The sequence below is a fragment of the Candidatus Chloroploca mongolica genome, from assembly GCF_004762035.2.
Classification (GTDB): Bacteria; Chloroflexota; Chloroflexia; order Chloroflexales; family Chloroflexaceae; genus Chloroploca; species Chloroploca mongolica.
The window spans coordinates 16,266-40,555 of the sequence record NZ_SIJK02000020.1; the positions used below are offsets into that span (position 1 = coordinate 16,266).

The 24,290-nt window shown below is 59.3% G+C and carries 23 protein-coding genes; 9 read left to right on the plus strand and 14 right to left on the minus strand.

Annotated features, from left to right (window positions below; translation table 11 throughout):
* From EYB53_RS12305 to EYB53_RS12320, 4 genes are all read left to right on the plus strand, one after another.
* Positions 1–488, plus strand: a 488-nt coding sequence (locus EYB53_RS12305) for a WD40 repeat domain-containing protein (RefSeq protein ID WP_167857374.1), incomplete at its 5' end; no start/stop codon positions are given.
* Positions 489–499: 11 nt separating this feature from the next.
* Positions 500–3,181: a WD40 repeat domain-containing protein gene (locus tag EYB53_RS12310; RefSeq protein WP_135478483.1), complete on the plus strand. Its 2,682-nt coding sequence runs from the start codon at positions 500–502 to the stop codon at positions 3,179–3,181.
* A complete protein-coding gene (locus EYB53_RS12315; protein ID WP_135478484.1) occupies positions 3,178–3,726 on the plus strand; it encodes a hypothetical protein in 549 nt (182 codons plus the stop codon). The genes EYB53_RS12310 and EYB53_RS12315 overlap by 4 nt, the downstream gene beginning before the upstream one ends.
* Before the next feature lie 210 nt (positions 3,727–3,936).
* On the plus strand, positions 3,937–5,193 hold the full coding sequence (locus EYB53_RS12320; RefSeq protein ID WP_135478485.1) for a right-handed parallel beta-helix repeat-containing protein: 1,257 nt from the start codon (positions 3,937–3,939) through the stop codon (positions 5,191–5,193).
* Between the two features lie 197 nt (positions 5,194–5,390).
* On the opposite strand, the gene EYB53_RS12325 is transcribed toward EYB53_RS12320, so the two are convergent.
* From EYB53_RS12325 to EYB53_RS12390, 14 genes are all read right to left on the minus strand, one after another.
* Positions 5,391–6,218, minus strand: a complete 828-nt coding sequence (locus tag EYB53_RS12325; RefSeq protein WP_135478486.1) for an alpha/beta fold hydrolase — start codon at positions 6,216–6,218, stop codon at positions 5,391–5,393.
* Between the two features lie 6 nt (positions 6,219–6,224).
* Positions 6,225–8,786: a vWA domain-containing protein gene (locus tag EYB53_RS12330; protein ID WP_135478487.1), complete on the minus strand. Its 2,562-nt coding sequence runs from the start codon at positions 8,784–8,786 to the stop codon at positions 6,225–6,227.
* On the minus strand, positions 8,786–10,687 hold the full coding sequence (locus EYB53_RS12335; protein ID WP_135478488.1) for a vWA domain-containing protein: 1,902 nt from the start codon (positions 10,685–10,687) through the stop codon (positions 8,786–8,788). Before EYB53_RS12335 ends, EYB53_RS12330 begins: the two co-directional genes overlap by 1 nt.
* Before the next feature lie 19 nt (positions 10,688–10,706).
* Complete coding sequence (locus EYB53_RS12340) at positions 10,707–11,672, minus strand: DUF58 domain-containing protein (protein WP_135478489.1); 966 nt, start codon at positions 11,670–11,672, stop codon at positions 10,707–10,709.
* The gene (locus EYB53_RS12345) at positions 11,644–12,927 is read right to left on the minus strand and encodes a hypothetical protein (RefSeq protein WP_135478490.1); all 1,284 of its coding nucleotides are present in this window, start codon (positions 12,925–12,927) and stop codon (positions 11,644–11,646) included. Before EYB53_RS12345 ends, EYB53_RS12340 begins: the two co-directional genes overlap by 29 nt.
* A gap of 50 nt (positions 12,928–12,977) precedes the next feature.
* Positions 12,978–13,805, minus strand: a complete 828-nt coding sequence (locus tag EYB53_RS12350; protein WP_135478491.1) for a class I SAM-dependent methyltransferase — start codon at positions 13,803–13,805, stop codon at positions 12,978–12,980.
* Between the two features lie 30 nt (positions 13,806–13,835).
* A complete protein-coding gene (locus EYB53_RS12355; RefSeq protein WP_135478492.1) occupies positions 13,836–14,825 on the minus strand; it encodes an HD-GYP domain-containing protein in 990 nt (329 codons plus the stop codon).
* A gap of 543 nt (positions 14,826–15,368) precedes the next feature.
* Positions 15,369–15,716 carry a DUF309 domain-containing protein gene (locus EYB53_RS12360; protein ID WP_135478493.1) on the minus strand — a complete coding sequence of 116 codons (348 nt, stop codon included), beginning with the start codon at positions 15,714–15,716 and terminating at the stop codon, positions 15,369–15,371.
* Positions 15,717–15,797: 81 nt separating this feature from the next.
* Positions 15,798–16,223, minus strand: coding sequence for an iron-sulfur cluster insertion protein ErpA (gene erpA, locus EYB53_RS12365; protein ID WP_135478494.1), 426 nt, complete (start codon positions 16,221–16,223; stop codon positions 15,798–15,800).
* A gap of 248 nt (positions 16,224–16,471) precedes the next feature.
* Positions 16,472–16,867 carry a PPOX class F420-dependent oxidoreductase gene (locus EYB53_RS12370; RefSeq protein WP_135478495.1) on the minus strand — a complete coding sequence of 132 codons (396 nt, stop codon included), beginning with the start codon at positions 16,865–16,867 and terminating at the stop codon, positions 16,472–16,474.
* 21 nt (positions 16,868–16,888) lie between these two features.
* Positions 16,889–17,332, minus strand: coding sequence for a nitroreductase/quinone reductase family protein (locus EYB53_RS12375; RefSeq protein WP_135478496.1), 444 nt, complete (start codon positions 17,330–17,332; stop codon positions 16,889–16,891).
* 79 nt (positions 17,333–17,411) lie between these two features.
* A complete protein-coding gene (locus tag EYB53_RS12380; protein WP_135478497.1) occupies positions 17,412–17,852 on the minus strand; it encodes a hypothetical protein in 441 nt (146 codons plus the stop codon).
* 165 nt (positions 17,853–18,017) lie between these two features.
* Positions 18,018–18,824 carry an SDR family NAD(P)-dependent oxidoreductase gene (locus EYB53_RS12385; RefSeq protein ID WP_135478498.1) on the minus strand — a complete coding sequence of 269 codons (807 nt, stop codon included), beginning with the start codon at positions 18,822–18,824 and terminating at the stop codon, positions 18,018–18,020.
* Between the two features lie 68 nt (positions 18,825–18,892).
* Complete coding sequence (locus tag EYB53_RS12390) at positions 18,893–19,066, minus strand: hypothetical protein (protein WP_167857375.1); 174 nt, start codon at positions 19,064–19,066, stop codon at positions 18,893–18,895.
* Positions 19,067–19,442: 376 nt separating this feature from the next.
* On the opposite strand from EYB53_RS12390, the gene EYB53_RS12395 reads away from it, so the two are divergent.
* The 5 genes from EYB53_RS12395 (at position 19,443) to EYB53_RS12415 (ending at position 24,267) form a co-directional block, all read left to right on the plus strand.
* Positions 19,443–19,784 carry a hypothetical protein gene (locus EYB53_RS12395; protein ID WP_135478499.1) on the plus strand — a complete coding sequence of 114 codons (342 nt, stop codon included), beginning with the start codon at positions 19,443–19,445 and terminating at the stop codon, positions 19,782–19,784.
* Positions 19,785–20,194: 410 nt separating this feature from the next.
* Entirely contained in the window at positions 20,195–20,890 is a 696-nt protein-coding gene (locus tag EYB53_RS12400) for a response regulator transcription factor (RefSeq protein ID WP_135478500.1), read from the plus strand.
* A gap of 62 nt (positions 20,891–20,952) precedes the next feature.
* Entirely contained in the window at positions 20,953–21,519 is a 567-nt protein-coding gene (locus tag EYB53_RS12405) for a biliverdin-producing heme oxygenase (RefSeq protein ID WP_135478501.1), read from the plus strand.
* Between the two features lies 1 nt (position 21,520).
* The gene (locus EYB53_RS12410; protein ID WP_135478502.1) at positions 21,521–23,833 is read left to right on the plus strand and encodes an ATP-binding protein; all 2,313 of its coding nucleotides are present in this window, start codon (positions 21,521–21,523) and stop codon (positions 23,831–23,833) included.
* On the plus strand, positions 23,830–24,267 hold the full coding sequence (locus EYB53_RS12415; protein ID WP_135478503.1) for a response regulator: 438 nt from the start codon (positions 23,830–23,832) through the stop codon (positions 24,265–24,267). Before EYB53_RS12410 ends, EYB53_RS12415 begins: the two co-directional genes overlap by 4 nt.
* Positions 24,268–24,290: the final 23 nt, after the last annotated feature.

The following is a 24,290-nucleotide window of genomic DNA, read 5'->3' on the forward strand; positions in this document are numbered from 1 at the left end:
ACTCTGACGTCTCAACCATGGCCTTCGCGCCGGATGGGCAAGTCATCGCAGTGGCCGGGGGAGCAGGCGTAAGGTTGTGGCGCATCGGTGATGGCACGCGGCTGCACGCCCTAGACCACGACTCTGACGTCTCAACCATGGCCTTCGCGCCGGATGGGCAAGTCATCGCAGTGGCACGGGGACGACAAGTAACGTTGTGGCGCATCGGTGATGGCACGCGGCTGCACGCCCTAGACCACGACTCTAACGTCTCTAATGTCTCAACCATGGCCTTCGCGCCGGATGGGCAAGTCATCGCAGCGGCCGGGGGAGGATACGTAAGGTTGTGGCGCATCGGTGATGGCACGCGGCTGCACGACCTATACCACGGCTCTTCCGTCTCAACCATGGCCTTCGCGCCGGATGGAGAGTACTTGGCGATCGTATTGCCTGGAAACGTACAGGTACTACGCACAAGCGATTGGCAAACCCTCTACCGTTGGCGATAGGGCCGTTACCAATGAACACAGCTATTCAAGACAACCCTGTCTGCCCAGTCTGTGATCGCGCCTACAAACCTAATGAGGCGAGTTGCCCCGTATGTGGCTGGGAGCTACAGGGTCGCTATGAACTTGTCCCCGACACGTCCGAGGTACAACTGCGCTACGAACGCGATCTGGCCCAGGCCCGGCTGGCCTACCGTGAACGGCAACTTCAGCAAGCCCAGGCGCACCTTGTCACGCTAGAGGCTGAACTCAGCCGTGAACGCAAGGCAGTGCAAGCCCAGCGCACTGCAGCGCAAACCGATTTACAGCAGGCGCTGGCCCGGCTGGAGCAGCGCGAACAGCAACTCCAGGAAGCGCAGAACCGGCTGGAGCAACTCCAAGATGCAAGTTATCAAGAGCGTCTACGGGCTCAGGCCCGACTGGAAGAGTCAACGACCGCGTTGCGGCAGGTTCAGGCGCGCTTGGTGCAACTCGAAGAGGCTTCGTCGCTGGACAGTCTTCTGCTCTACTCCGGCTTTGAGCAGGCCCAGGCCCAACTGGAAGTGTCAAAAACCGCGTTGCAAAAAGCCCAGAGACAACTGAAGGAACTCAAAGATGCGAACCGTCATGCCCAGGATCAGATCAGAGAATTAGATACAGAAAGGGATATCTATAGATTTGCGATATTGGTCGGACTCATCATCATGTTCTTGATGATGTTCGGGCTGATCGATATCGATCTTAGTCGCGTAACGGGACTCTGGAGTAACGAGACTCCCACTCCGGTGAGGAACTCTGCCTCGACAAGAACCTCTACTCCGGCGATAACTCCCGAATCCGATCGAGCGGTAATGCCTCCAGAGATTAGAGAAACAGTTCCCATATCTCTCCCTGTTGTCATCAGCACAAACAATGCGGCAGAGGTGGGGCAACTAGTGCGACTCGGCAATGGAATCGCAAATGATGTAGCCTGGGCACCTGATGGCACACAAGTGGCGGTCGCCACATCCATTGGCATCTTCCTCTACGATGCTAACACCATGCAGGAGATCCGGTATATTCCAACCGATTGGCTTTACAGCGTGGCCTTCGCCCCCAATGGACAGACTCTCGCTTCAGTCTCCGCTTATAATACTGTGCAGCTATGGCGCGTGTCAGACGGATCATTGCTCCACACGCTACATGAGCATACTGATCGTGTCAATAGTGTTGCCTTTGCGCCGGATGGTCAGACCCTCGCCTCAGGATCACATGACCAGACAGTACGCCTCTGGCGCGTTGCCGATGGGACACAGCTGCATGTCCTGGAAGGCCACCCCAAAGCTGTTATAAGCGTGGTCTTCACCGCCGATGGACAAGCCGTTGCCTCTGCATCTGAAGACCAAAACGTGCGGCTCTGGCGCGTCGCTGATGCATCCCTGATCGGCACATTGGAAGGGAATATTGGTTTGCTCAGAAGCTTTGCCTTTGCGCCCAACGGCCAGACTTTCGCTTCCGCTGCGTGGGATGGCACAGTGAGGCTCTGGAGTATGACCGATGGTAGACTTGTCCGTACACTGCGGGGGCATACGAGTGATGTTGATAATGTGGTTTATAGCATAGCCTTTGCACCGGATGGGCAAACCCTTGCCTCTGCCTTCCAGGATCAAACCGTGCGGATCTGGCGTATATCTGATGGCTCGCTTATGCGAACCCTGAAAGGGCATACCGATACAGTCTGGAGGGTGGCTTTTGCACCAGATGGGCGAACCCTTGCCTCTGGCTCTGATGGCAGTATACGGTTCTGGCGAGTAGACAACGGACAACTGATACAAGTCCTGACAGGATTTACTAGTCCTGTCAGAGGACTAGCTTTCGCCCCTGATAGTCAAGCGCTCGCTTCCACTTCATTTGATCGGAAGATCCGATATTGGCACATCACCGACCGTATGCAGCCGTACATATTGAATGGGCATACTGATCAGGTTTCGAGTGTCGCGGTCGCACCGGATGGGCAGATCCTCGCCTCTGCTGCGTGGGATGACACGGTTCGGCTCTGGCGTGTTGCTGATGGCGCTCTGTTACGCACTCTGGGTGCGCATACACGAGATATTAATAGCGTGGCTTTTGCCCCGGACGGTCAGGTCCTTGCTTCCGCCTCTGATGATCAAACCGTGCGGCTCTGGCGCGTCGCCGATGGGACGCTGCTCGCCACGCTGGAAGAACATACTGGTTCGGTCAGAAGCGTGGCCTTTGCACCGGATGGTCAGACCCTTGCTTCTGGCTCTGGTGATCGAAGTATACGGCTCTGGCGCGTCGCCGATGGATCGTTACTACACACGTTGGCAGAGCACTCGAGTGATGTTAACAGCGTGGCTTTCGCACCAGACGGCCAAACCCTTGCCTCGGCATCTGATGATCGAACCATACGGATCTGGCGTGTGTCAGATGGGGCGTTGCTCACCACGCTGGAAGAACATACTGGTTCGGTCAGAAGCGTGGCCTTTGCGCAAGATGGTCAGATCCTTGCCTCTGGCTCTGGTGATCGAAGTATACGGCTCTGGCGCGTTGCTGATGGGACGCTGCTCGCCACCTTGGAAGGGCATATGAATCCTGTCACTAGTGTCGCCTTTGCCCCAGATGGGCAACTCCTCGCCTCGGCCTCGTGGGATGGCACGATACGGTTTTGGGGGTTGCCGAATGCGCTCCAGCCTAGCGCTCCAGGAACACAACCATGAGCACTCATTGCTCCTGTCCAGTCTGCACCCGGCTCTACAGCCCCAACGAAGCCATCTGCCCCGAGTGCGGATGGGAACTTCAGGGAGCCTACGAACTCGTACCCGACACCGCTGAAATCCAACTGCGCTACGAGCGTGATCTGGCCCATGCGCGGCTGGCCTATCGAGAACGGCAGCTCCAGCATGCCCAGAGCCAGCTTGCCGCCAACGCACAGCGTGATCAGGCTCGGATCCAGGCGTTGGAGGTGAGGCTCGCTGCGTTGGAAACAAGGGTGAATGAGAGGCGAGATCTTGGATGGCGTACTCGTATAACGACAGCCCCTATTTCCCAGATGAACGCTGTTAATCTTGTTCAACTCGCTCGCCTGAGCAAAGAACAGGATCTGTTCAATCAGTTTGCTTGGTTCCCCGATGGTACGCGCCTGTCAGTAGCCTCCGCGACGGGTGTACTTCTGTATGATGTCATTACACTGCAAGAGATATGGTGTGTTACCTCATTCCAGGTGTCGGTTCACGGAACTTTGACAAATTCCGCCATTTGCTGATCGTCACCGTTGCGCTTGATGGGTAGTGTTTTGTTCGGGTGAACAATGAAAGCACAGAGTTATTACGGACAATTGATGGTGCATGTCTGTATAGATTAAGATTTGATAACAGATAGCCTTATAGTCTGAGGCGTATCAGGATTCGGTATCCGTCTTCAAGCTGTAAAGCATTCTGAGACCTTGACGAAGCATGACAGAAGGAGCATTTGGATGAACGAGAATCCCTGTTGTCCCGTCTGCACTTGTGTCTACAGCCCTACCGAGGTAAACTGCCCGGAGTGTAACTGGGAACTGCAGGCAGCTTATGTCCTGGTTCCTGACACTGCCGAGATGCAGCTACGTTACGAACGTGAATTGAACCAGGCACGGCTGGCTTATCTCTTAAGGCGGGTCACGTCGCTAGAGGACGTTGCACATGGTCTTCAAGACCATACGCGTCAAGCTGGAGCAGAGTTACGCCGCATTCAACAGCAGGCGGATCAACGAAGAGCGCAATTCCAGAATAACTTGAACCAGATCAAAGCGCAAATCGACACATGTACTACGGCTCTCGCACATCTGCCGTCACATCCATCGGCACCAATCACGGTTTCACCGCATGAGAATCTTGCCCAGGCAGTTGCAGACGCACCGTCTGGAGCAGAGATCCACCTGTTGGCAGGGATCTATCACTTGGCCCAATCGTTGCGGATTGATAAGCCTCTGAGTCTACGTGGTGCAGGTATAGAGGCAACACGGATTGTGGGTACAAGTGAAGGAGCGGTGCTTCATGTTCAAGGGAAAGGGTTGTTTAGGTTAACGGAGTTGAGTGTCGTTTATCAGGGTACTGCTCCTGCCAGCGCAGTTGATGTGACTGATCGGCAGTTAGAAGTACAACGGTGCTGTTTCACTGGAGGCGTGTCGGATCAAAGAGGATCGAAACGAGGAGGTGGTGGGTTGGTATTGCGCGGCCAGGCATACGGTACAGTTGCCGATTGTGTTTGTCGTCTTAATCAGTGGGGTATTGCGGCAACAGATAACGTTCAGCCTGTGTTGATCGATAACCTCTGTTCTGCCAATAGAGAGGCTGGCATCTTCTATAAGGATAGAGCGAAAGGTATAGCAAAGCGCAATGTCTGTATTGGTAACAAGGTTTATGGTATGTATGTCTCAGCAGAAGCTTCGCCAGGGCTTGAAAATAACATGTGTCGTGAAAGTGATTATGGTATTGCCTATACAGATACAGCAGGCGGTTTCGCCATAGGCAATACCTGTATTGCTAATGCAAGGGACGCTATGCGGATCGAAAGGACTGCATCTCCAAGCCTAGTAGCTAATGTGTGTAACTACAATGGTTGGTTTGGGTTGTGGCGGTCATGGCAATGGATGTATAATCGACCTTCATGGTATTCTGTTCAATTTTTGTTTATAAGAAGAGCTCTTTTCATAATTTTTTTCATAATTATTTTTATATTGTTGTTTTTTTGATTTGGATTTGTGTCGCTATAACAGTCCTAGACGATCTGTGTCTGAGGAGTTCCGGCTTTAGTCAGTTTTAGCCTGCACTCCTGTTTGCAACCCAGATAGGACTGCTATATATACATGGCCCGCCGACCATGTAGTACTCAGGGTGTGCTTCGCTATTTCCTCGTCTTCGCGTCTTTGCGCCTTTGCGTCAATCTTCCCTACACGCCCTGTGCCCATGCAGCAATCACTTCGGCGACGCCTTCGGGTTGTTCCATCGGTACCATGTGGCCGCCGGCGACTTCGGCGAGGTGGGCGTGCGGGGCGTAGCGTTGTAGTTCGACCCAGCTACGATCGATGATCAGATCTGATTCTGTGCCGCGAATGATGAGCAGCGGGACGTGAATATGCCGCAGGGCGTTCCAGGCGTCAATTGGGGCCAGCCCAAAGATGTGTGATTCCCATGCACGCGGCCAGGCGAGTTCGAAGCCGCCGTCGGGGGCGGGGCGCAGGCCGCCTTCGAGGTAGCCGTCGAACGCCGCCGGGACGAAATTGGCAAAGGCGCCGCGCCCGGTGTAGCGCGTGCGGGCTTCGTCGTGACTGGCAAAACGATCCCGTCGCCGCGCTGCGCCCCGTGCCAGCGGGAAGTAGTGTTGCAAGCCGCGTTTGCGCATCAGCCAGAGCGCCGGCAAGAGCAGGTGCGGCAGCAAGACCGGGTCGATCAGGACGAGGCCTCGAAAGCGCTCGGGCTGACGGGCGGCACAGTAGAGGCTCAGAATGCCGCCGAGCGAGTGGCCGACGCCAATAATTCGTTCGTTGCCAAGGTAATCAAGATCGGTGGACAGATCGGCCGCCAGATCGTGCCACGAACTGATACTTGCGGGCGGGTGCGTACCTCGTAGCGGGCGCGGACGGTGGCCGATCACCCGGAAGTGCGGCGTCAAGGCCTCGGCAAACGGACGGTACGTTTCGGGTGGAAAGCCGTTGGCTGGGGCCAGATGCAGGATCGGCCCCTGGCCTCCAAAGGCAAGGTGATTGGTTGGATGCATAGGTTTTTAGCGTCGCAAGCGACCTCGGCGAAGGGCGATTTCAGTGACCCAGAGGGCCAGGGCAAGACTCAGGAACCAGGGCCAGAGGCCCGTGGTGCTCGTGGTGCGCTCCGCAGGAGTTTCGGTAAGTGCGGGCGTCAGTTCTTCACGTATGGTACCACCAGTTACGTCAGCGATTTGCGCGAGGAGTGCCTGCCCGTGCTCGGGGTTGGCGAGCAGCCGGTATTCGGCGGGCACAGGTTGCACATAGCCAATCTCGCGCACTTCGCGGGTGCCGTCGTATTGCAGGGCCACCGAGAGCACATAGGCACCGGGGAGGCCGAGCGCCAGATCCTGGCTATAGCGCCCTGGTGCGCTCTGTCGGATGTCAAAGCTGCGCTGGCTGCCGTCGGGGAGGATCACGCGGGCATTGACGGTTGCCAGATCGAGTGGTTCGCCCCCTGGCAAGACCGCATCAACCACCAGGCGGCTCCCGCCGGGGCGTTGTTCAACTGCGACCTGAATCGGCCCGCTGTCGGGTTCGGGCAGGGTGTAGCGTACCATCTGCGCCCAGAAGCGTTCAAAGCCCTCCCAGGTACGCCACTCGCTGGCCCACGGCGTGCCAACGGTGGGGGTCCAGGCGACCGCACGTCCCAGGCCATACTGCCAGACGGCGAGCAGCGGATCGGCTTCGGGGGCCTCCAGTACCACTTCGGCGGTCTCGCGGGCGGTCGTGGCGACGTAGCCATTGAGGTCGGGCAGTTCGGCGGGCGCAAAATCGCGGAGCATCGGGTGCGGTTGGCCCAGGTTGGCTCGCATCAGCCCTTCAACCGCAGGATCGGCGCGGGCCAGTTCACTCTCGAGCAACGTTAGGCGCGGGATATCCTCGGGCCGATTGGCAAAATAGTAACGCCCACCGCCAAGCCGGGCCAGTTGATTGAGCAGCATCGCATCGGCGTCGTCGCCAATGGCAATCGTCGACAGCGTGATATCGTTGGCGCGGGCGGTTTCCATCAGGCGCTGATAGTTGGCGGGATTGTTGGTGAAACTACGCCCATCGGTGAGCAGCACAGCATGGCGCACCCCTGTTGGTTGCACCGCCAGCGCGGGCAGGCCCGTAGCGAGCGAGAGTTCGATATCGGTTCCCCCGCCAATGGGCAGATTCAGGATTGCTTGCTGGATCTGCGCACGATTGGCCGCCTCGCCGACCGTCTGAAAATCAACGACCCAGAACGTACCGGTATCAAAGGATAGAATGCCAATGCGATCGTCTGGCCCGAGGCTCTCGGTCGCGAGGATTGCGGCTTCTTTGGCCATATCAAACTTGCTCACCCCGAAGGCCGAGGACATGCTGGCCGAACGATCGACAATCAAGAGCAGGGCGATCTCGCCGCGCTGCGGGCGTGGGGGCGGGTCCATCTGCACGGGCAAAACCTCTTCGAGCGGGGTGCCTTTGTATTCGCCGAGGGTGAAGGAGGTTCGCCCGCCGACAGCGACGAGGCCTTTGCCCTCGCTGCGCACAAACTCGCGGATATTGGCCATCTGTTCGAGCGAGAGCGCCGCCGCCGGTACGTCGATGAGAATCATGCCATCAAAGGCCGCCAGATCGGCCAGGCGGGTTGGCAGTTCAATTGGGCTGATCCGCTGGGTGACAAGCGCCTGCCGTTCGAGGGCGTCGGTGAGCAAGAGGGCGTCGTCGGCACTGTTGGCAATGACCAGTACGGCGGGCGGCTCGTTGACCACAGCGATGGTGCTCCCGCTATTGTTGGCGGCAAAACTATCGCCTTCGCCCAGATCAAGCTCGGCACGTAGGCGCATCACCCCGGGGTTGGTTGCCTCGTGGCGGAAGGTGAAGCTCTCGTCGCCCGCAAAGAGGGTCACGGTCTCATCACCAAGCAGGATCTCATCTTGCCACAGCCGCAACTGGCCGGTCACCGAAGCGGTCGGGCCAGCGGTACCGGGATGGTAGCGGGTATTGATGGTAATCGGGAACTCTTCGCCGACACGGAGACGCACCGGCGCACTGAGGTCAATGATCGCGGCATCAGGCTGGCGGAGTGGGGCAAGCGGTACGACATCAATGCTCACGCCATTTTCGGCGGCCATCCGTGCTTCGCGCAGCGGATCAGCGCCGGTTGCCAAGCCATCCGAGAGCACAAGCACCTTGCCGCCACCGGGCAGCAAGGCCCGTGCGGCCTGTAATCCGGCGGCCAGATCGCTACCCGATGGATCGGGAAGCACCGGCTCGTCCTGGGCGCTGCTCGGCCCACTCACGACATTTGCCCCGATATAGAGCACCCGCGCCTGGTCGCCTCCCTCCTCGGCCAGACTCGCGGCCTGGGCACGGAGCGCCGTTCGCAGGTCGGGGGGCAGGCTGTCTGACTGGTCAACGAGCACGACCAGTGGCCCTGGTGGGGCCGGGGGCGTGCCGAAGACCGGATCAGCGAGCGCGACGATCAGACTGGCAAAGATCGCCAGCCGTAGTACCAGGATCACCGGACGCATCCGGCGCTGTTGCCGCCACCAGAAGAGGACGACAAGAGGAAGGAGCAAAAGCAACCAGAGTAACAGAGGGTTACGCAAAAACATTATGCCGTGCTTTCACCCGGCGTGCGCCGCCGGTTGTGAACATAGATCCATTCAAACAGCAAGACAACCAGGACTAGCCCGAGCAGCCAGGGCCACAAGGGCTGCCCGGTCTCATCTTCGATCAGCATCGGATCAAGGCCTGGTGCAACTGATGCCGGGAGGACACGCGGCGTCAGATCTGACTCGGCAGGCGCACCTGCATTGACGGCCAGTTGACCAGTATAAAGCAATTGTTGATTGGCGTATTCTTGCAAGGTGTAGACACCCGGCAGCGCGAGATCGAGCGCCTGCGTGGCCCCTGGCCCGACCATAAACACCTCGGCGCTGCCATCCGGTCGCCCGAGTTCGATGCGGGTTGTCCGTGGATCGGGTGCGATCACCAGCGATTCGCCAGCCAATATCGCACCAGGCAGGGCCGGCGGGGTCAGATCGCGCACCGTGCGCGTCAACAGCAAGGGAAACGCAACGCGGCTCGTCAGATTGCCGCGTTCTAGATCAAAGGCCCAGACCGCGATTTCGCTGGTTCCGGTACGACCGCGGAGCATCAGGGGTTGGTCGCCGCGCAGCAAGAGCGCTGTCGCCCACGCGTGGGGCTGGATCACCGCCACTGGCCCGAACTCGACACTATCGAGACTCACCCCTTCAAAGAGGGTCGGCTGCGCTGCGGTGACGCGCAGCGCGAGTTGCCCCGGCACGGGTTGGCGTTGCTGCGTGCTCACCTCCAGCAACGGTGTGCCAGCAGGCGGGTTGATCACCAGCACACCGCCGGCGGGCCAGGTCGCGGGAAGGAAGCCATCAAAGATCGTCAGATCAGGCTCGACCGTCGCCAAGGTACGCCCATAGCTCGTCGGGCTCACAGTGCTCACGGTAAGCCTTGGCACAGCACGCAGTGCACGTTGCAGGGTCTCGGGTTGCGCCGAGACAATGGTGACGGCGACTGGTCGCGTCTGGTTCAGGCTGAGCGTTGCCACATCGTCAATCGGCAGATCATCGTTGCCATCAAGCTCGGCACGCAAGATCGCCAGGCCACGCGGCACCGTCCAGGTCAATTCGGTCTCACCGCGTGGCCTGAGCGTGATGACCTGGGCATCAAGCAACTGGTCATCGCCAAAGAGGCGCAGGATCGTCCGCTCTGGCTCGTTGCCATAGTTGACGACGCGGGCATAGACTTGCACTGGCCCGTTGTTGCTGCGCGGGCGGGCGGTGAGCGTGACGAGTGCTCGATTCTCGCGTGGGCCACCAACCGTAACCCAATCAACCGGCACGCTCGTCGCGTGGTCTGCAAGACTGGCCGCCTGGGTTTCAGCGAGGGCCGCATCGGTCAGGACGACCACCCGAGCCTCGGGGAAACCCTGGAGCGCTGCCTCGGCGAGGGTCAGTGCCCCCGCGAGATCGGTGCCGGTTCCGCCGGCCTGCAACTCATCGAGCGCCATCATCAGGCGTGGCATGCTCTCGGGATCAGCCGTATCGAGCAGGCGCGCCTGTGGGCCAGCCTCAATCAAGGTGATCCGCGTGGGTGCGGTTGGGCTACTGATCAAGCGTCGGGCCTCCTCGCGCGCCGCATCGAGGCGCGAACCGCCGAAGTTCGACGCAGGTGCGGCCATGCTGGTTGACGTATCAAGCACAATCGCCAGATGCCCAGCCTGTCCAAAGAGCGCAAAGCGCCAATGTGGTTGGGCGAGGGCGAGTGCCATCAGCAGGGCGGCCAGCAGATGGAGCAGCAGCAAGAGCGTCAAGGGCAACCGGCGGCGCCGTTGCGCCTCTTGCGGCTGGGGCAACCCCTGCCAGAGCAACAGTGAGGGAACGACAACACGGCGGCGTCGTTCGCGCAGCATATGCAGCAAGAGAATAACCGGAAGCGACAGCAGGGCAAGTAGGCCAAGCGGCGCGAGCAACGACATGACAGCCTTCTTTACCGATCTAGTGCAATAACCGACGGGTACGCAGGTAGGGTATCACCATCTTTTCAATCGGCCAGTGGCTCATCACCGGGGCATAGGTTGCGCCGCGCCGTCCGCAGATCCGGGCCACCTCTTCACGCCAGGCGGCCACCCGCCGTTTGTAGTGGCCCAGCACCTCGTCATTCAGCGTCAACTCGATCCGTTCGCCCGTTTCGCTATCCTGCAATTCGAGCGGCCCATCGAGATCGGGTTGCAGATCGCGCTGATCAAGCAGGTGCAAGACAACCGTTTGCCAGCGCGGCGGCGCAACCGAGTGCAACGCCTCTTCTAAATTATCAGGTGATAAGAGATCTGAACAGATGACAAGAATGCCACCAAAGGGCCGACTACGGGTATACTGATTGACCACATCGGCCAGATGGGTTTCGTCCTGGGGCGTAATCTGCTCGATAAACTTGAACATCCGCAGCATATTTGCCTTGCCCTGCACCGGCCCGAACGGGCGCTGGGGCGTTGGGCCAAAGGGCACGATATGCAGGCGATCACTATGAGTAAGCGCAAGGTAGCCGAGCGCACCCACAATCTGTTGTGCCAACCGCAGGCGAGACGGCTGACCGAGCATCATGCTGCGTGACGCATCGAGCAGCAGGTGGATATGCACATCCTGTTCGGCATCGCCGAGTTTGACCAGCACATGCGACTGACGCGCATAGGCGTTCCAGTCAACATACCGCAAGTCATCGCCGCTACTATAAGGACGATGGTCACTAAAAACGGTCGCCGGCAACCGATGGCGACTGGGGTGTTCACCACTCGCCGGGTTGCCACGGAGTGTCCGCTGGGCCTGGAGGCTCATCCGTTGCATGCGGCGCAGGAAGGCTTCATCAAAGAGTGGCCCATGGTTGGTCTGGCCCTGCCCTTGGCTTGATCGCGCCGGAGCATCGGCAGTTCGCCGCTTACGGCGAAAAATAGTCTTGAACCACATCTCGTAGATCCGCCGGGATACGCAACGGGTCGTCACCAATTTCTACCCGTTGACTGCTCTGACCGCCACGTTCAAACCCGCCACGCGGATTAGCCGTACCGGCCTCCGTTGCGGCTTCATTGCCACTGCCCTGGGCTGGCTGATTGCCTTCCCCCGCCCCATCGAGTTCGAGGGGCACGCCATCCACCCCAAGGCGGTCGCTACTGCGCTCGCGCTGGGCACCTGGCTGCGCCGTCTGCCCGGCACCGCCACCCGCACCGGCAGCGGCATTCTCCTCCTGGTCATTCGTTTCGCCCTGATTGCCCTGCCCCTGGCCGAGTTGTTCGACCGTATCGGCCAGTTGTTCAAAGCCTGCTTCCGGGGCACTGCTTCCGGGCGCAAGTGCATCGGCACTTTCACGAATCTGCTCGGCCACCTCGGGATTGGTTGGCGCAAGCTGATCGGCGGCGGCGCGCAAATCCTGCGCCAGTTCGGCGCGGGTCTGACTGGTCAGACCGCTGGCCTGGGTGGCCAGATCGCGGAGTTGTTGAGCAGCCTGGGCCGGATTGCCCTGATCGATTGCGTCGGCGGCAGGGCGCGTAAGGCCCTGATCGCGCAACGCATTGGCGAGCGCTTCGAGCGCAGCGGCATTCGCGAGATCATTCTGGCTGGCCTGATCGTTTTGCGGCTCGGCAGCCTCAGGAGGCTGCGGCTCGGGCGGGGCCGCCTCATCGGCAGGGCTACGCACAGGTGGGGTGACCAGACCGGGCAGAGGTTCCGCTCCAGGTTGGGGAAGGGTGGAGCCCACGCCAGCCATGATCATCATGCCCCCGAGCAGCAACGCCAGGGCCACAACAAGGCCCAGTTCAGCCCATGGAAAGGCTCGATGGGCCATCACGCGGCGCCTGATCTGGTTCATCGTACGGCGCGACTGCTCATTGAGATACGTCGCAACGCCTTCGCTTGCGGGATCGACTTCGAGCGCCGTCGCCAACTGTTCGTGCAACTGAAAGCGCCGGTCGAGGCGACGGGCCACCTCGTGGCTCGACATCCGTGGGCGCAAGACCAGCAAGGCCCCGACCGCCACGCAGATCAGCGTCAGCGTCGAGACCCACGTCCACATCAGCGACCAGCCGAGTAGCAACTGCAGCCCAAGGGCGAGACAGGCCACCGACAGGGCTAGCCCGGTTGCCCGCAGCAAAATCCGCACCCCACGGCGCGCCCAGCGGTCACTGGCGAGGCGTTCAAGTTGTGTCTGAAGGGAAAGGTTACTCACCGTAACAGTATACCTGTCCTGAGTAACTCACGTCAAAGCGAAAAATGCGGTCAAGTCACCAGACTAAAGAGCACGACCCCATACTGCCACTGGGCACGCAGGCGCAACCCGGCTAGGGCAAAGAGGCGATTCACCTCGGCCAATGAGGGGAAGGCCACCCCACCGGCCCCGAGCAAGCCCTGGAGGGCGCGGGTGGGCAATTCTTCACCCTGGACGAGATTCATCAACACACAGCGGCCTGTGGGATCGAGGACACGGCGCAGTTCACGCAGGGCGGTCGGAATATCGCCGATCTCATTGAGCGAGCCCCCCATCGCCATTGTTGCGGCTGCACCAGGGGCAAAGGGCAACGCCTGGGCTTTGGCGCGCACATAGGTAATGCGCAGCCCCTCGGCGAGCGCATACGTACGCGCCTGTTGCAACATCGCCAGCGAATGGTCAATGCCAATCACATGTCCGGGTGCCCCCTGGCGCGCCTGTTCAAGCGTGCGCGCATAGAGGCCATTCGAGCAAGCGACATCAACAATCAGGCCGCCGCGTTCAGGCATCGTCAACCCGACCAGCAGGGGCAACTCGCGGCTATAATCGAACGGCTCACCGGCGAGCAACGACAACGACTGGGGCCGCCAGGTACGCTCATAGCCCCAGGCCGCGACCGGCAGCACATTCGCCAATTGCGCAATGCTATCGGGCATCAGCGGGGTTCCAAGGAGATCGACAAGCCCCTCGCGGATAGTCGCACGCATCCCGCACGTCGGACAGCGCAACTCACCCGTGATCAACTCACCTTCGTCATCGTACTCGGCGCCTTCAATCAACTCAAGCAGCATCTCTGGATGCTGCGGACAGGCCAGGTATTCCAACGCCTCAACATACATACAGCAACCAGTTTCCTCTCGCGTTTCACCCTAATCGTCCATCAGCAACACACCAACTTCCTTCGGTTCCATCAACTGGCCTTCTTCGACCAGGGCCAGGAAGAGATCGAGCAACTGCGGATCCCATTCACGACCTTGGCCCTCGCGAAGGCGGCGAAGCGTCTCGGGGAGGCCAAGGGCTTTCCGGTAGGGGCGGTCGGTCATCATCGCATCATAGGCATCCACAATGGCCACAATGCGTGCCCCAATCGGGATCGCCTCACTGGCCAGACCATTGGGATAGCCACTCCCGTCCCATCGTTCGTGGTGATGGCGAATAATCGGCCCTACCTCAGCGGCAAAGCGCATCGGCTGAATAATGCGTGCCCCATATTCGGGATGCTTCTTGATCTGCTCATACTCTTCGTTTGTCAACTTGCCTGGTTTCCGCAGGATTGCGTCATCAACCGAGATTTTACCAATATCGTGCAACAGACCGCCAAAACGGATCGCCTTGAGTTGCTCGGCGGGAATATGGGCAGCAACGGCGAGTTGTTCGCTATAACTCGACAGACGGCGCAGATGGCTTTCGGTATACGAGTCTTTGGCCTCGACGGCGAGCGCCAGCATAAAAATGACGTGCTCGGTGCGTTCAAGCTGGTCAGTCAGCCGTTTAACCCGTAATTGTGAACTGATGCGTGCGCGCAACAGGCTATGGTCAAACGGCTTGGTGAGAAAGTCATCAGCCCCAACTTCGAGACCACGTTGGCGATGCTCGCGATCATCGAGGCCAGTCAGCATCGTGACGGGAATGAGGGCGGTCGCCTCATTATCTTTCAAGCGTTGACACACCGCGAAGCCATCCAGCATTGGCATCGTCACATCAAGCAAAATCAGGTCGGGAGCCTCGCGTTCCACCATTTCGAGGGCTTCTAGTCCATTTGATGCGGTAATTGGTGTATAGTGATCGCGCTTGAGTGTACGTACCAGCAGGTTGACGATGGCTGGGTCATCATCAACAACCAGGATCTTGGCTGACACGTCCGTCCCTTTCTCGAAGGTGGCATGGAAGCCGCCCTCTACTGCCTGATGAACTTCCCAAAGATGTAGGAGGTATACGTGAGGCGTAAGAACATCGGCAACGATATGCTGTATTGTACCCTATCATAGCACGCTCATGGTACCACGCTGTAACCTGAAAGCTTCCGGGAAGCTGTTAATGCTCTATGCGGGGAAAGAGGCCAGCCTGGGAGCGCGGGCTTCCTGCTCTCGGGGAGCGTTCGAGGGCGAGGGTAGGGCGATTGCATCATACGAAACCGGAGACAAATATACGCGCTCTTTGGCAGCATGTGTATGCAACCAGCGGCGCAAACGGCGGCCCCCGGCCCTGTACGGGCACCCGCAAGGGGTGCCCGTACACCCGGCCCGATCCCCGACCCTGTAGGGGCACCCCTTGCGGGTGCCCTGGTGGGGTGCATACACGAAAGATGCAATCGCCCTGGGAGCGAGGGCGTCTCGCCCTCGAACGCCCCCGAGGGCGAGACGCCCTCGCTCCCAGGCATGTCGGAAAACTTCATTCACAGATCACTGAACAACCATCAGCACAGGTGGGGCCTCCGATGCCCCGTCATCGAGTGCGTCCATCGCCTGACGGAGTTTGACGAGATCAAGACCCTGATAGTGACCTGGCAGGCTCAGCAGGCGCCGACGGCTCTTGGCCCAGTTCAGGGCGAGGCCGCGTCGGTTGCCCTGTTGCCATTTGACGAGGGCCGCTGCGGCCTGGATGATGGCTTTGTAAAACGTCGCCGTTTCGCCCTCAACCCGCAGCCAGCAATACTCCCACTGTTCGTGGGCATGCCAGTAATGGCCGGCATTGAAGAGCCTGATGCCCTCACGGTAAGCGACTTCAAGGCGTTCAGCGTCCTCACGCATCGGGACGATCCTAGGAATCAGCCAGGGGAAGGCAAAAGCCTTCCCCTGGTATCTGCGTACCCTGGCCGGTCAACTGCTCACTTAGCCGCTGCAGCTGCCGCAACCACCCTCATTGCTCGCCTCGCCGCCGTCATTGGCCGTACGGAACGAATGTCCACAGCCACAGCTCGAAACGGCATTCGGGTTCTCAATCTTGAAGCCACCACCCATCAGACTATCAACATAGTCAATAGAAGCGCCCAGCAGATAGTTGGCGCTGATCGGATCGACCAGTACCCGCAGGCCACTGGCATCAAACTGACTATCGCCTTCACGTACTTCGTCGTCAAACGTCATCCCGTACTGCATCCCCGAGCAGCCACCCCCCGACACAAAAACGCGCAGGGAGTACCCCTCGAGTTGCTTCTCGTCCATCATTGCCAGCAGACGGCTTGATGCGGTCTCGCTCACCACGAGCATCGGAGCGGCCTCGGCCACCTCGGTTAGGGTGTGTTCCATCGTTGCCATGTGCAACTCCTCTTCAACCTGATATCTATAGCCACTACCATTGCTCACATGTTTGAGCAGGGAGGTTCGAAGGAAAGTATACCAGAGATCAGCCGCTATTGCTAGGGGTTTCTTGTGAAAGTCGCCGCATCTTTCCTCTTTATTGGTGTGCAACGTACGCTTTCTGCTCTGCTGCCGAAGGGAGTGCCGGCTTCAGCCGGCTTCAGCCGGCACTCCAGAATATCAAGGAAATGTGCGTTACAGACTACTTACGGCGTGACGACGATGTAGATCCGGCCTCTGGTTGGCTGGGCTGCGTCCATCTGGGCGGTCAGGTTGGTAAAGGCCGCGCCATACTTCTGCTGTAGCGCAGCGATGGCCGATGCCTCCTCGTCTGGCTCTAGCACACGGGCGTGCCCCTGCAAGGCTGGCCCTTGGACATTGCCGACCTGGTCACTCGGCGCAACCAGCACCGATGGGTTGGCGCGCAGCCGTTTTGCTTTGCCCGCCTGTGCCCCAGTGGTGACGTAGAGTGTACCCCCAGCCTCGGCGAACCAGACGGTCGTCGGCACTGCGGCACCAGTGCGGCGGTAGGTCGTCAGAACGATAAATTCTGCCCCATCCAGGGGCGTAAAATAGTCGTGGGGCGCGGATGTCTCAGCCATACAGGCACTCCTTGATAAGCTTCACGGCATTGGTTGCGATGCGCCACGATGGTGCAGGCGAACGATAGGGATCGTGCGTGCCGTGCGACTGCGGTAGCGCTCATAGTTTGGATTCTCGGTCTTTAGCACTGTCCAGAGCCGCTCGTACTCGGTGCCTTCGACGACCGCAGCGATCACGGGCAGAGTCTGCCCACGATCGGTCACGAGGGCGTGCGCCCGCACCTGGAGGTTATGATACCATGCCGGGTGGGCATCGGCCCCACCGTACGAGCCGATGACGACATAGGCGTCGCCGTCATGCACACTATAGAGCGGCACCGTGCGCATCTGCCCACTCTTGCGACCAATCGTGGTAAGCAGAATAATGTGGTCGCCGACATTGAGCAGCCGACCGTGCGACAATCGGTAGATCAGCGTGTGGATGAACATCGCCAACTGCAGCAAACGCTTGCTGAAAGACGCCATACGGAAACCTCCAGGTATAGGGTGAACATCGGCGCGAGCGAGCGGCCTTGCGTGCGTGACGTCTTGCTTGTCGCGTGGTTTATGCTTGCGCTTGATTGCGCTGAAAGCGAGAAATACGCTGGGTAAGGTCAAGTATAATATCTTGAATGGCAGCCAAATCTTGGTTGCTGACAAATGGTGCTAGTTCAGCACGTATTTCTTGCATATCTGGACTATAATAAAACATGAGCGTCGCTACATCGTTTTCATATAAGCCAACTCGTGCAAAATCACCTTGTCGATAGAGTGAGGGAAGGGCATATAACTTCAGAAGAAGCAGGCCTTTTACGGTCGCTGAGGTAATTGTTCGCTCAAAAAACGGCTGTGGGGTCGTATTTTTCTGATCGAGCAGACTGAACAAGTTATTGACTGATTGGAGCAGGTCTTCCATAGGTATTGGGCTGCCTTGCCACTGTTGGGCATGAAACAGACGCGCATGTTGGACAACCTTGCCAATATGGACACGTGTTTGTGTTGGCATAATAGTTCCCGCCCCGCTTGATGTGCCCGGTTTTTGCGTTTCGCAGAACGTCTAGGGTAGCTTATTTTAGCGCATCTCAAGGCGTCATACAAGCGAACCACTGTGGATGCGGAATTCGGCTTTAGCCGTAAGCTGTTGCATAATCACCTCGCCTCGCGTGCGCTGTCAATCGTAGACTGTCCACGGATCTGCTCGGACACGTGCGTCGACCGCTTCAGCGTCTTGCCCAATGATTACGCGCCAGTCGCCGTTGCTAACTGCGTTGAGGATCACCTCCGCTGCCTGTTCGCTGGACACGGGCTGATAGTCGGCGAACAGCGCGTTGAGTGCACGGCGCCACGATCGTGGAGGCGATGGCATTCCGGTGCGCACATGTCCTGGCATGACCAGCACCGCAGAGATATGGGGAGCGTGGGCGCGGAAGTCAACGAGAAGCGACTCGGTAAAACCCCGAACCGCGAACTTTGCCGATGAGTAGGCGGTATGTGGCGACTTCGCCCCCAAGCTGGCCCACATCCCGCTCACTGAAGAGGTGTTGACAACGACACCCTGATCGGCTGCAATGAGCATCGGAAGAAATGCTCGCGTGCAATAGTACGTGCCGAACCAGGATACCGCAAATGTCCGCTCCCACTCGTCGCGCTGCCCGACAACAAACGAGCGACCACCCACCACGCCAGCGTTGTTGAAGAGCAAGTGGATCGCGTCACACGCGTGCTCACTAGCGACTTCCTTCACGAGCCGACCAACCGCTTTCTCATCAGACACGTCATGCACATGTGTGGTCACCCGGACTTGAGGGTTACTGGCCCGAGCGTGCCGAGCTGCAGCCTCCAGTTTCTCGCGATCGATGTCGCAGACTGCTACATGCGTGCCTCTGCGCACGAGCTGAACCAGAAGCTCATGGCCGATACCGGACGCGCCGCCTGTCAGCACTGCAATGCGGTTTGCGAACTTTGTGAACGCAGCCATCTCAAACGTGCTCCTCTATTCGTTGCCCGACCCTGATGATCATATGGCGTCGCTCATAAGGATTGGCTTTAGGCCGGCAGGATAAAAGGATTCTTTGGGTCAGGAAAAAGATCGTTCACCGCCATACGCCAATGAGGGACAGCTGGTTCAGCCTCGGCAATTTCCCCATCAACCAATTCAGCCTTTGCGTTCTCTGGCAGGTGATACAAATCTTCAATTGTTGCGGTGCTACGAGGACGCATACCTTCTCCTTTCGTATCACGTTGCCACCATTGTACGTAAAAGGCACGCCAAGAGCAAACAAGGGTGCGCTGACATTCAGCCCTACGCTGATATTCTAGGAACGAGGCGCGGCTGCGCAATTGAAACGATCCATCGTGATCCATGCGCTTAACGAAATCCAAATGTGTTCGGCCCGATAAGCGGGTATAGCCCAAATGTCACTTCCTGTACATTTATGCTATGAGGAATCACCGGAGCGTACAGCCTGGCCAATCCTGGCATGTGTGCCTTTGAGCGGAGCTTACGTCCGGCCCTTTTCGTAGCGCAACTCATCGTAATGCCGGGTAGTCCTAATGGTTATAATCATCTCATAGTCACAGTTCTGGAGGTAATCGTATGGCAGATGCACAAAGCATAGATACCGCAGCACGGAAGAACGATGATCTGGTTGATGTGACGGAAGCCTTTAGCAAAGGTCTGGCGCAGATGGGGGTGTTGGCAGTGTCGTGGCCGTTTTACTTTCTCCCTGCGAAGGAACGGGATGACGCGATCGCCACCACAACCCGGCTCTTCACCTCCGTTGGCGAATTGCACCTGAATCTCGTTCGTAACGCACTCCGTAGCCTTGGTGATGTGGTGCGCGAGGTGAGCAAGCCAGTTGATGCGCCAATGGCTACGACACCCCATCGAACCACGACCAAAGTACCGATCGAGACGGCACCGTCTGCAAAGCGCTAACGGTGCCAATACGGCGGTTGAGGAACGGGCTTCGCCACCAGATCAACAGACGGCGCGGGTTCCTCTGGATCCCGCGCCGTTCTTGACTGCCTTGCCTGAGCAGATAGCCCCGCACGTTATCTTGCGCCGATTCTACAACAGGGTCGCCGGTGTGATACGCTGCGTGAAAAGGACACTCCTCTGCTTTTGGCGCTCACCACTAGGGGTATAATGGCCTATCAACCGTCCGTGGAATTCGCCCCACTGCCGAATGAAGCCACGCCCACGCAAGACCAGTCAGGTCTGTCCCGCCCGTTACGGTTTGCGGCCACCTCGGTTAAACAGTTTGCGCCAGGGATGCGAGCGACCATCAGCGTAGCGGGCCACGCCAGCAACCGCTTGACGGGCTCGCAGGAGGTCATCATCGTATTATGAGTGCCCGGCTGCTCCTGGCTGACGATGAACTGCAGATCGGTCGCCTGCTGAAGAGCGTGCTCAGTGCAGAGGGCTACCTCTTGCAGGTTGCCACCGATGGGCAGACCGCCCTTGACCTCGCGGCAAAGTGGCGGCCCGACCTCATCCTGCTCGAGTTGCGCTTGCCGGTCATCGAAGGACGTGACGTGTGCCGCCGGATTCGCGACTGGTCCCAGGTGCCGATCATCGTGCTGACCGCGTGTGACGACGAGGATGAAAAAGTTGCGCTGCTCGACCTCGGTGCCGACGACTACATCACGAAGCCGTTCAGCGTGCGTGAGCTCCTGGCTCGGATTCGCGTCGCGCTCCGCCATGGGACGCAGATGCAGCGCGACGGGGGCTCGGTGGTGACCTTTGGCAGCTTGCAGATCGACCGTTCACGCCGCCTGGTGACCTACGAGGGGCAGGAAATCCGCTTGACCCCCACTGAGTACAACCTGCTTGTGCTGCTCAGCGGTCATGCCGGCAAAGTATTGACCCACCGCATGATCCTGCGCAGCATCTGGGGGCCGCACTCTGACCATGACTTGAACACGCTGCGCGTCTTCGTCACGCAGCTTCGCCGCAAGATCGAGGCGGACCCCGCTCACCCACTGTTGATCACCACTGAGCCAGGCGTAGGCTACCGGTTCCGCCCACCTGATCGGCAGTAATTTTTCACCTGTGTTATACTTCACAGGTAAGGTACTGGCCTTACCGTTTCGCATGAGGCTGTATGATCCTGCAACGGTTGAAGCACGAAACCCAGAGCTATCATGACCAGATGGAAGTGATTGTCGATCTGCCAGCCAGGCTTCGCTCCCGCGAGGCGTACTGCGCAGTATTGGTGCGCTTCTACGGTTTCTACGCTCCTGTCGAGGCAGCCCTGGATCGGCTCGATGGCCTCGCGCACGTCCTGCCCGACATCACGGTGCGCCGGAAGACGCCGCTCATCGCGTGCGACCTGGCCGCCCTCGGACTCTCAACGCACGACCTCCCATGGTGTGCTGAACTTCCTGCGCTGCCTGACGTGGCGCATGCCCTCGGGTGCCTCTATGTGCTTGAAGGGGCGACCCTGGGAGGGCAACTGATCGCACGCCAACTCGCAGCCGGGCCAGGTGTGACGTCAGACCGGGGTGGGGCGTTCTTCCACAGCTACGGCAAGGAAACGGGATCAATGTGGCGTAGCTTCGGCGCAGGTCTCGCCGAGTACGCGACGACGCCCGAGTGCGAAGCTACCATCATCGGCGCAGCCCAGCAGACGTTCCGCGCACTTGAGCATTGGCTTGCTGGGAAGGGGTAACATGTCCCAAGAGTCCGATTTCAGCATCGACCTGACTAGCTGTGATCGCGAGCCGATCCATATCCCCGGCTCCATCCAGCCCCATGGGGTGCTCTTTGCGCTCACTGAACCCGACCTGACGGTCGTTCAGTCCAGCGCCAATACGTTTGCGTTTCTGGGTCGTCACCCGCACGAGTTGCTCGGTCAGCCGGTGAGCACGTTGCTTGGGGACGAGCAGACCGCTTACCTCCGCAAGACTCTGGCAAGCGAGCAGGTCGAAGAGAACCCGCTCTACACTTTCACCCTGACGCTCAGCGGCGTCGAGCAGCACTTCGACGTGATCAGCCACCGCACAGGCGGCATGCTCATCCTAGAGCTTGAGCCCTCGACGCAGGGCGACCAGTCGGCGGCCCTACGCGTGTACCGCATGGTCAAGGGCATCGTGGCCGCGTGCCAGCGAACCGCCACGGTGCGCGCGTTTGCCCAGACCCTGGCCGGGTCGGTTCGCAAGCTGACCGGGTTCGACCGGGTGATGGTCTATCAGTTCCAGAGCGACGGAACTGGCATCGTCATCGCCGAGGAGAAGCGTGACGACTTTGAGACGTACCTCGATCTTCGTTACCCCGCCTCAGATATTCCGCGACAGGCGCGGGCGCTCTACCTGCGCAACTGGCTCCGCCTCATCCCCGATGTTGCGTACCAGCCCGTCCCGATGCTGGCAGCCGCCCCCGGCCATCCGAGCGTCCCGCTCGATATGAGTTTCGCTGCGCTGCGGAGCGTCTCGCCTATTCATATCGAATATCTTATGAATATGGAGGTGCAGGCGTCGATGTCGATCTCGCTGATCAAGAACGATCAGCTCTGGGGTCTCATTGCGTGTCACCATCACACTGGGCCGCATTACCTGCCCTATGATATCCGCGCCGCGTGCGAGTTCCTGGGCCACATGGTGTCGCTACAGATTGGCGAGAAGGAGGCTGCCGAAGACGCAGCCTATACGATTGCGCTGCAGGGCGTCCAGGCCGAACTGGTGCAACACATGAGCATGGCCAACGATGTCGTGGCCGGTCTGACGAGCTTCAAGCCCAACTTGATGCAGTTCGTCGAGGCCGACGGGGTCGCCGTCTGTCTGGAGGGTCAGTGCGTGCTGCTCGGTGAAACCCCGCCCGAGTCGGCGGTGCGGCAGCTCACCAACTGGCTCGCCGAGGAGATCGCTGACAGCGTTTTTGCGACCGAAGCCCTGCCCGAACATTATCCGCCTATCACGCCATTTGCGGCGACGGCGAGCGGCCTGCTCGCGGTGCGCCTGGCCCGCTCGCGGCCCAACTACCTGCTCTGGTTCCGCCCAGAGGTGATCCGCTCGGTCAGATGGGGAGGCAATCCCGAGAAGCCGGTAGAGGTGACTGAGGGTGTAACCCGGCTGAGTCCGCGCAAGTCGTTCGAGGTCTGGAAGGAGACGGTGACCAGGACCGCCCTGCCGTGGCGCACGTGCGAAGTCACGGCCGCCCGCGACCTGCGGCGCGCCATCATTGACCTGGTGCTGTATAAGACTGAGGAGCTCTCTCGTCTCAACGATGAGCTTACCCGTAGCAACGTCGAGCTCGACTCGTTCGCCTATGTGGCCTCCCACGACCTCAAGGAGCCTCTGCGCGGCCTGCACAACTATGCGCACTTCCTGATCGAGGACTATGGTGAGCAACTCGATGATGAGGGCAAAGACAAGCTCACAACCCTGATTCGCCTGACCCAGCGCATGGAGACGCTGATCGACTCGCTGCTCCACTACTCGCGGGTTGGCCGACTTGAGCTGACCTGGGTCGATGTGGATCTCAATGCTGAACTAGCCGACGTGGTGGCCCTGCTAGAGCCGCGCCTTCATGAGAGCGATGTCGAGTTGCGCATTCCGCAATCCCTACCCCAGGTACACGCTGACCAGGCCCGTGTCCGCGAGGTTTTTAGCAATCTGATCACGAACGCGATCAAGTACAACGACAACCCAGAGAAGTGGGTCGAGATCGGTTACCAGCCGCTCCGGGGTGACGATGGCGCAGAGCAGTATATGTTTTTTGTGCGCGACAACGGCATCGGGATCCCAGAGGAGCACCAGGAGGCGATCTTTCGTATCTTCAAGCGCCTGCACGGGCGTGACGAGTACGGAGGTGGGGTCGGGGCAGGGTTGACGATTGTCAAGAAGATTATCGAGCGCCACGGTGGCACCATCTGGCTTACCTCGCAGCCCGACAAGGGCAGCACGTTCTGGTTCACGCTGGGCAAAGTTGACACAGATCTACAGCAGATGCGGCGATCTGCTCCAAAGGCGGAGACGCGGGAATGAGTGATTGGCACGTCTTGTTCATCGAAGATAGCGACGAAGATGTGGCAGCAACCGTGCGGGGACTCAGGCGCGAGGGTCTCCAGCTTGTCTTTCACCGCTGCCCTACCGGGGATGAGGCGCTCGACTACCTTTATCAGCGCGGGCGGTACGCCGATAGCGCCAAAGCGCCTCGCCCCAACCTGATCCTGCTCGACCTGAACCTGCCAGGCACGGATGGACGGGCGCTGCTCGCCGTGATCAAGGACGACGAGGATCTGAAGTCGATCCCGGTCGTCGTTCTGACAACGTCGAGCAACCCGAAGGACATCGCTGCCTGTTACCGGCGCGGTGCCAACAGTTACCAGGTCAAGCCAGTGGATTATGGGCACTTCAAGCAGGCGTTGCAGACCACGGTTGACTACTGGTTTCAAACGGCGATCTTGCCAAACGCGTAGGCGCGAACACTCGCCCCTGCTGC